Annotated in this window: 8 protein-coding genes; 2 read left to right on the top strand and 6 right to left on the bottom strand. The window is 68.2% G+C overall.

Annotated elements, in window-relative coordinates:
* Positions 1–99: 99 nt before the first annotated feature.
* Together LI92_RS18945 and LI92_RS18940 are read left to right on the top strand one after the other, a co-directional pair.
* On the top strand, positions 100–1,077 hold the full coding sequence (locus tag LI92_RS18945; RefSeq protein ID WP_046321702.1) for a carbon-nitrogen hydrolase family protein: 978 nt from the start codon (positions 100–102) through the stop codon (positions 1,075–1,077).
* A gap of 13 nt (positions 1,078–1,090) precedes the next feature.
* Entirely contained in the window at positions 1,091–1,786 is a 696-nt protein-coding gene (locus LI92_RS18940) for a phosphoribosyltransferase (protein WP_046321700.1), read from the top strand.
* Here the strand turns inward: LI92_RS18940 and LI92_RS18935 are convergent.
* The 6 genes from LI92_RS18935 to ftsZ all read right to left on the bottom strand — a co-directional run bounded on the left by LI92_RS18935 (position 1,783) and on the right by ftsZ (position 6,467).
* Entirely contained in the window at positions 1,783–2,148 is a 366-nt protein-coding gene (locus LI92_RS18935) for a hypothetical protein (RefSeq protein WP_046321699.1), read from the bottom strand. The genes LI92_RS18940 and LI92_RS18935 overlap by 4 nt on opposite strands.
* Positions 2,149–2,217: 69 nt before the next feature.
* Complete coding sequence (wag31, locus tag LI92_RS18930) at positions 2,218–3,024, bottom strand: DivIVA-like cell division protein Wag31 (protein WP_046321697.1); 807 nt, start codon at positions 3,022–3,024, stop codon at positions 2,218–2,220.
* 350 nt (positions 3,025–3,374) lie between these two features.
* The gene (locus LI92_RS18925) at positions 3,375–3,665 is read right to left on the bottom strand and encodes a YggT family protein (RefSeq protein ID WP_046321695.1); all 291 of its coding nucleotides are present in this window, start codon (positions 3,663–3,665) and stop codon (positions 3,375–3,377) included.
* Between the two features lie 70 nt (positions 3,666–3,735).
* Positions 3,736–4,395: a cell division protein SepF gene (locus LI92_RS18920; RefSeq protein WP_046321694.1), complete on the bottom strand. Its 660-nt coding sequence runs from the start codon at positions 4,393–4,395 to the stop codon at positions 3,736–3,738.
* 155 nt (positions 4,396–4,550) lie between these two features.
* Positions 4,551–5,258, bottom strand: coding sequence for a peptidoglycan editing factor PgeF (gene pgeF / locus LI92_RS18915; protein WP_046321692.1), 708 nt, complete (start codon positions 5,256–5,258; stop codon positions 4,551–4,553).
* A gap of 45 nt (positions 5,259–5,303) precedes the next feature.
* Complete coding sequence (ftsZ, locus tag LI92_RS18910; RefSeq protein WP_046321691.1) at positions 5,304–6,467, bottom strand: cell division protein FtsZ; 1,164 nt, start codon at positions 6,465–6,467, stop codon at positions 5,304–5,306.
* Positions 6,468–6,783 lie beyond the last annotated feature (316 nt).

Genomic DNA, 6,783 nt, shown 5'->3' with positions numbered 1-6,783 from the left:
CCGCTTTACAGATCGCCCCGGCTCCTGCCGGGGTTTTTCTGTTGGTGCCCCCTGCGGCGCTCCCTACGATCGGTGTGACACGTGATCGGGAGGAACAGCATGCCCAAAGTCGGGGTCGCGCAAGTCGGGTCGGTGTTGTTCGACACGCCGGGGACGCTCGCCAAGCTGCAGGATTTCGTCGAGCGGGCACTGGCGGCAGGGGTGGAGTTCCTGGTGTTCCCGGAGGCATTCGTGGGCGGGTATCCGAAGGGGCTGTCGTTCGGTGCGGTCGTCGGGTCCCGCACACCGGCGGGTCGAGACGACTACGTGCGGTACCACTCATCGGCAGTGACGGTGCCCGGACCGGAGACGAACCGGATCGGTGAGCTCGCACGCCAGTCGAGGATCACGATCGTGGTGGGGGTGATCGAGCGCGACGGCGGAACCCTGTATTGCACCGCTGTCTATTTCGGCGCCGACGGACAGTTGCTGGGCAAGCACCGCAAGCTGATGCCGACGGCGAGCGAACGGCTGATCTGGGGTCAGGGTGACGGGTCGACGATCGAGGTGTTCGACAGTCCCGCCGGCCGGTTCGCCGCGACCATCTGCTGGGAGAACTACATGCCCCAGTTCCGCCTCGCCACCTACCAGCAGGGCGTCCAGCTGTGGTGCGCACCGACGGTCGATGACCGTGACATCTGGCAGTCCACCATGCGCCACATCGCCTACGAAGGCCGGTGCTTCGTGCTCAGCGCCTGCCAGTACCTCAACACCGCCGACCTGCCCGAGAACTATGCACGCGCCGACTCGCAGCAGGCACCGATGGACCTGATTCGCGGCGGCAGCGTCATCGTCTCCCCGCTCGGCGAGGTACTCGCGGGACCGGTCTACGGTGCGGAAACCCTGCTGGTGGCCGATCTGGACCTCGACGATCAGGTCCGCGGCAAGTACGACCTCGACGTCACCGGCCACTATGGGCGACCAGACGTCTTCACCCTCACCGTGGACCGCAGCGCCCGGCACGCGGTCGTGTCGGCACCGACCGCCGCCGCCGAGCCGCTGGCCTTCGACGACGCGATCGCCGGCCGGGAGTCGTAGGCTCGATGGGGAGATGACTCGTCCGCGTGCGTTTGATCGCCGGTCGGCACCACGCACCTTCGCCGACCGCCATGACGCCGGGCGCGCGCTGGCCGAGCTGCTGTCGGGTGATCTGAGCAACCGCGTGCCGGGTGCGCTGGTGGTGCTGGGACTGGCGCGCGGTGGTGTACCGGTGGCCTGGGAGGTCGCCGCGGCGCTGGGGGCGCCGCTGGACGTGTTCGTGGTCCGCAAGCTCGGTGTGCCGCGGCAGCCCGAACTGGCGATGGGCGCCCTGGCCGGCGGGCGGGTGGTGATCAACGACCAGGTGATCCGCAGCCTGGGCATCAGCGAGGAGGCGCTGCAGGCGGTGATCGAGCGCGAGCGGGCCGAACTGCAGCGGCGCGAACGCGCCTACCGCGGGAACCGCCCACCGGCGGAGCTCCGGGGCCGGGCGGTGATCGTGGTCGACGACGGCATCGCGACCGGCGCCAGTGTGCTGGCGGCGGTGCGGGCGATTCAGGCTGCCGAACCGGCGTCGATCGTGGTGGGCGTGCCGGTGGCTGCCCGGGCGGCGTGCCGCAAGATCGCCCAGGAGGCCGACGACGTGGTGTGTGTGAGCACGCCCGAGGATTTCGATGCGGTGGGCCAGGCCTATCGCGACTTTCACCAGGTCAGCGACGACGAGGTCCGCGACCTGCTGGCCGCGCCCACTACCCGAACCGCGGGTTAGTCCACGCGATGCGGAGCCGGATCCTCGGCGGACTCATCGGTCGCCTCGGCGTCGAAGTCCGCCAGATCGTCTGACTTGGGGGCGTCTGACTCGGGGGCGTCTGACTCAGCGGCCAACTCGGGGCTCTCGGCGGCCTCGACTGCATCGTCGTCGCCCGGTTCCCCAGCATCGTCGGCGACGGCGGGCGCGGCACTCGCCGCGGTGTGTGCGCGCCGCTCCCGCAGCGCATCCACGATCAGCAGCAGCACACCCAGCAGGCTGGCGCCGATACAGACCCACGCCACCAGCGCATTGCTGGTGACGACCGCGAACACCAATGCCGCAAGGCCGATTACCGCCAATACCAACGCGATGACCAGCATCGAATCACCTCCAGTCCGACGGGCGAACTACTTCAATCCGCCGCGGGTGCGCCCACCGCGGGTCAGTGGTCAGTTGGCGCCGCGGCTGAAGTTGTTGAAGCCGCCGCCGTCACCCGAGGCACTGCTGTCCACCGGAGCCGCCGATCCGCGCTGGCCCAGCTCCTCGAGCTGCGATTCCAGATAGGTCTTGAGCCGGGTGCGGTACTCGCGCTCGAAGGTGCGCAGCTGCTCGAGGCGACCCTCCAGCACCGTGCGCTGCTGGTTGATGGTGCCCATGATCTCGGAGTGCTTACGCTCGGCGTCGGCCTGCAGCGCGTCGGCCTTCTCCTGGGCCTGGCGCAGCTGGGTCTCCGACCGCGTCTGGGCGTCCGCCAGCAGCGCGTCCGCGCGCTGACGGGCCTCGGCGACCGTGGTCTCGGCGGTCTGGCGAGCCTCGCTGAGAATCTGGTCGGCGTTGGCGCGGGCGTCGGCCATCAACTTCTCCGACTCGGCCCGGGCGGTGCTGGTCAACCGGTCCGCGGTGTCCTGGGCCAGGCTGAGCACGCGCGCTGCCTTGAGGTGCGACTCTTCGGGGGTGGTCTCGGCAGCCGCAGGCGCGGCGACCACCGGCTGGGGCGCTGCCACCGGCTCGGGAGCGGGCTCGTAGGCCGGGATCGAGGGAATCGACTGCGCGCCACCACCGGCGCGGGCCGCGGCAAGGTCCTGGTCGAGCTCGCTGACGCGCTGACGCAGGTCGGCGTTCTCCTCGATGAGCCGGGTCAGTTCGGCCTCGACCAGGTCCAGGAAGGCGTCGACCTCGTCCTCGTTGTACCCACGCTTACCGATAGGCGGTTTGCTGAACGCGACGTTGTGTACGTCGGCCGGTGTTAGTGGCATCGTCTGCCCCCTTGAGTCAGGTAGTAGGTTGCGCCGATCGGGCATGGTTGGGTCGACCGGGAAACGCTCGCCGTGTGTAACTGCCGTCCATCCTGTCACATCTGCCGCTGCGCTCGGCAATGTGAATGATATTAAGAGCGAATTTCAAATTGCGGATGCCGATACCGCTCAGCAGCAAAACGCCGGGGACCGCGCGCCCCGGCTGATCACAGCGGGGGCGAACAGCGCGGAAGCGGCCGCCGGCCGCCGACGGCCACGCACCGCAAAATGCCCGGTGCGGGTGAATGTGATCTATTTCGCTACCGGGCGGCCTCGGCGTGTCGAGCGCCGATGCGCGACACCGCTCCCGGTCAGGCGGCGTGCTGCAGGGCCAGTTCCATGCCGACGAAGGTGATCAGCAGCAGCACCATGATCGACAGGTCGATACGCACCGCCCCGATGGTCAGCTGCGGGATGAGGCGTCGCAGCAGCTTCACCGGCGGATCGGTGATGCTCATGATCAGCTCCAGAATCACCACCGTGGTTCCCCGCGGGTGCCAATCACGACTGAACGAGCGGATGAACTCGATGACGATTCGGGCGATCAGCAACAGCCAGAATACAAATAGCGCGATACCGAGAATCGTGAAGAACAGCGCCAACGGAATGCGACCTTACTGACGAGGGTGGGCCCGCATCAGCATTGCTGACCGGCTCGACTGCCGTTCCAGCCTACCGATACGCGTAGAAGCCGGTCTCGGCGATGCGGCGACGCTCCTCCGGCGTTACGTCGACATCGGCCGGCGACAGCAGAAACACCTTGGTCGCCACCTTGTCGAAGGAGCCGCGCAGGGCGAAGGCCAGACCCGCGGCGAAGTCGACCAGCCGCTTGGCGTCGGCGTTGTCCATCGACACCAGGTCCATGATGACCGGGGTGCCGTCGCGGAACCGCTCGCCGATGGTGCGGGCTTCGCTGTAGTCCTTGGGCCGCAGCGTGGTGATCTTCGACAGCGGGCTGCTCTCATCGAACATCTGGGCCATCCGGCGCGGCTCCATGGCCAGGGCGCCGCGAGTCGAGCCACGCAGCGAGGAAAACCGGCGCTCGAAGTCGCGGGGGCGGTCGAACTCACGCCCGCGGTAGCGCGGCTCGTCGTCGTACCCGCCCCGGTAGCCGCCCGGGGCGTCGTCGTAGTCACGGTCCTCGAAACGGTCGTCGTAGCGGGTCTCCGAACGCCCGGCGACCCGGTCGAAAACGTCCTCGCCGAACCGCTCCCCCCGCGGCGCATAGTCGCGCGAACCGGTGCGGTGGTCGCCGTCGTCGTAGTAGTCGTCGTCGTAGTCCTCCATCGGAGCCATCCCGAAGTAGGCCTTGACCTTGTGGAGTGTGCTCATCCTTGGACCCTTCTAGGCTGATGACTGTGATGAAGGTGTGACTGAAGTGACTAATAACGGTGACGGTAACGGCAGCGAGCGCGTTGGCGCTGTATCGACACGCGGACAGTTCCCACCGGTTTCACCCGCCCCCTCCAGCGACATCTAGCGCGAACTCATTCCAGCCACACCAGCGACGCCAGCCGACCGGTGAGACCGTCGCGGCGGTGACTGAACAGCTTGGGATCCGCTGCCGTGCAGCGCGGGTCGGCGTCGATGGCCTCGATGCCCAATCCCCGGAGCTGACGGGCGATTCCAGCGCGTAGATCCAGCCCGACAGTGCCCGCTGAGGTGACCGTTCGACTGCCCGGCAGCGCCTGTTCGACCTCATCGGCCATCTGCGCGGGCACCTCGTAGTGCAACCCGCTGACCGCGGGCCCCAGCAAAACCGAGATGTCACCGGCGTTCGCGCCGGCCGCCAGCATCTCCTCGACCGCGCGAACCACCACACCGCGCTGCGCACCGACCCGGCCGGCGTGCACCGCGGCCACCACGCCCGCGCGCGCATCGGCCAGCAGCACCGGGACGCAGTCCGCGGTCACCACCACCATCGCGAGGCGGGGCACGGTGGTGACCAGCGCATCGGTCGCCTCGACCGCAGCCGCACGCGGCCCGTCGACGCGCACCACATGATCGCCGTGGACCTGGTTCATCCACACCAGCCGGTCCGGGCCCAAGCCGGTGGCCTTGGCCAGCCGCGCCCGGTTTCTGGCCACCGCCGCCGGGTCATCGCCGACGTGATCGCCCAGGTTGAAGCTGTCGTACGGGGCCGCCGACACACCGCCGGAGCGGGTGGTCGTCACCCGGCGGACACGAAAACTCATGTCCGGGACGTACCCCGCGGGTGCGGCGGACGAGCGATCATCGGCTCAGTGCCGCATGAACGGCGGGACGTCGACGTCGTCGTCGTCGCATCCGTCGTCCCCGTTGCGACCCCCGACGCTGACCGTGGCCCCGTTGGTGGGGGCAGGCACGCTGACGGCGTCGACCGGGTCGAACAACGACGAGGTGACCTTGCCGGCCTGCCCCGGCGCCACCGCGTGCCGGGCCTGACCGGGGTTGCCGGTCACCGGCTTGCGGCCGGAGCCCGCCGAGTCGAAGCCCGCCGCGATCACCGTCACCCGCACCTCGTCGCCGAGCGAGTCGTCGATCACGGTGCCGAAGATGATGTTGGCCTCGGGGTGCGCGGCGTCCTGCACCAGCGACGCCGCCTCGTTGATCTCGAACAGTCCCAGGTCGCTGCCGCCGGCGACCGACATCAGCACGCCCTGGGCGCCCTCCATCGAGGCTTCCAGCAGCGGCGAGTTGATCGCGATCTCGGCGGCCTTGAGCGCACGGCCGTCGCCGCGGGCCGAGCCGATGCCCATCAGGGCGGTGCCCGCCCCGCTCATAATGCCCTTGACGTCAGCGAAGTCCACGTTGATCAGACCGGGCGTGGTGATCAGGTCGGTGATGCCCTGGACTCCGTTGAGCAGCACCTCGTCGGCGCTGCGGAATGCGTCCATCAGCGAGACCTGGGCGTCGCCCATCTGCAGCAGCCGGTCATTGGGGATCACGATCAGGGTGTCGCAGCTCTCCCGCAGCGCGGTGATGCCGTTCTCGGCCTGATTGGAGCGCCGCTTGCCCTCGAAGGAGAACGGGCGGGTCACCACGCCGACGGTCAGGGCACCCAGCTTGCGGGCGATGGTCGCCACCACCGGTGCGCCGCCGGTGCCCGTGCCGCCGCCCTCGCCGGCGGTGACGAACACCATGTCGGCGCCGCGCAGCAGCTCCTCGATCTCGTCTTTGGCGTCTTCGGCGGCACGGCGGCCCACTTCGGGGTCGGCGCCGGCACCGAGGCCGCGGGTGGAGTCTCGGCCGACGTCGAGCTTGACGTCGGCGTCGCTCATCAACAATGCCTGTGCGTCGGTGTTGATCGCGATGAACTCAACGCCCTTGAGGCCCTGCTCGATCATCCGGTTGACGGCGTTGACGCCGCCACCACCGATACCCACGACTTTGATGACGGCCAGATAGTTGTGCGGTGGGGTCATCGTTCGTCTTCCTCCCTGGTGGGATTGGATTCCTCTCTGGGGCCGGGCTTGGCGCGAAACTCCCCGATCCGACATTCCAAACCCTCAACCTCAACCATAGGCTTAGAGTTATGTCAAGTTGTTTCGCGCAATCGCCACAGTAGGGCCGCCGCGACCCCCATCCGCGCCGACGCGCCGAGACACACCCTGCGAATTTTCCTGGCCGGCCATGAATTTTCCCTGACCGACCTAGCTGTACTGCCCAGACAGGTTGGTCAACTTTGTGATGGGTGGGACTTTCCCGATCGCTGAGTGTTGCCGGTGGTGATTGTAGGTA

It is taken from the genome of Mycobacterium sp. UM_Kg1 (assembly GCF_000972925.1).
Taxonomy (GTDB): Bacteria; Actinomycetota; Actinomycetes; order Mycobacteriales; family Mycobacteriaceae; genus Mycobacterium; species Mycobacterium hiberniae.
Note: the sequence above shows the minus strand (reverse complement) of the source record. Positions and strands in the feature narration are given on the sequence as shown.

Coding starts and splice junctions, on each gene's coding strand:
- LI92_RS18940 (WP_046321700.1), top strand. CDS start 1,091: ATGACTCGTCCGCGTGCGTTTGATCGCCGGTCGGCACCACGCACCTTC.
- LI92_RS18920 (WP_046321694.1), bottom strand. CDS start 4,395: ATGAGCACACTCCACAAGGTCAAGGCCTACTTCGGGATGGCTCCGATG.
- pgeF (WP_046321692.1), bottom strand. CDS start 5,258: ATGAGTTTTCGTGTCCGCCGGGTGACGACCACCCGCTCCGGCGGTGTG.
- LI92_RS18935 (WP_046321699.1), bottom strand. CDS start 2,148: ATGCTGGTCATCGCGTTGGTATTGGCGGTAATCGGCCTTGCGGCATTG.
- wag31 (WP_046321697.1), bottom strand. CDS start 3,024: ATGCCACTAACACCGGCCGACGTACACAACGTCGCGTTCAGCAAACCG.
- LI92_RS18945 (WP_046321702.1), top strand. CDS start 100: ATGCCCAAAGTCGGGGTCGCGCAAGTCGGGTCGGTGTTGTTCGACACG.
- ftsZ (WP_046321691.1), bottom strand. CDS start 6,467: ATGACCCCACCGCACAACTATCTGGCCGTCATCAAAGTCGTGGGTATC.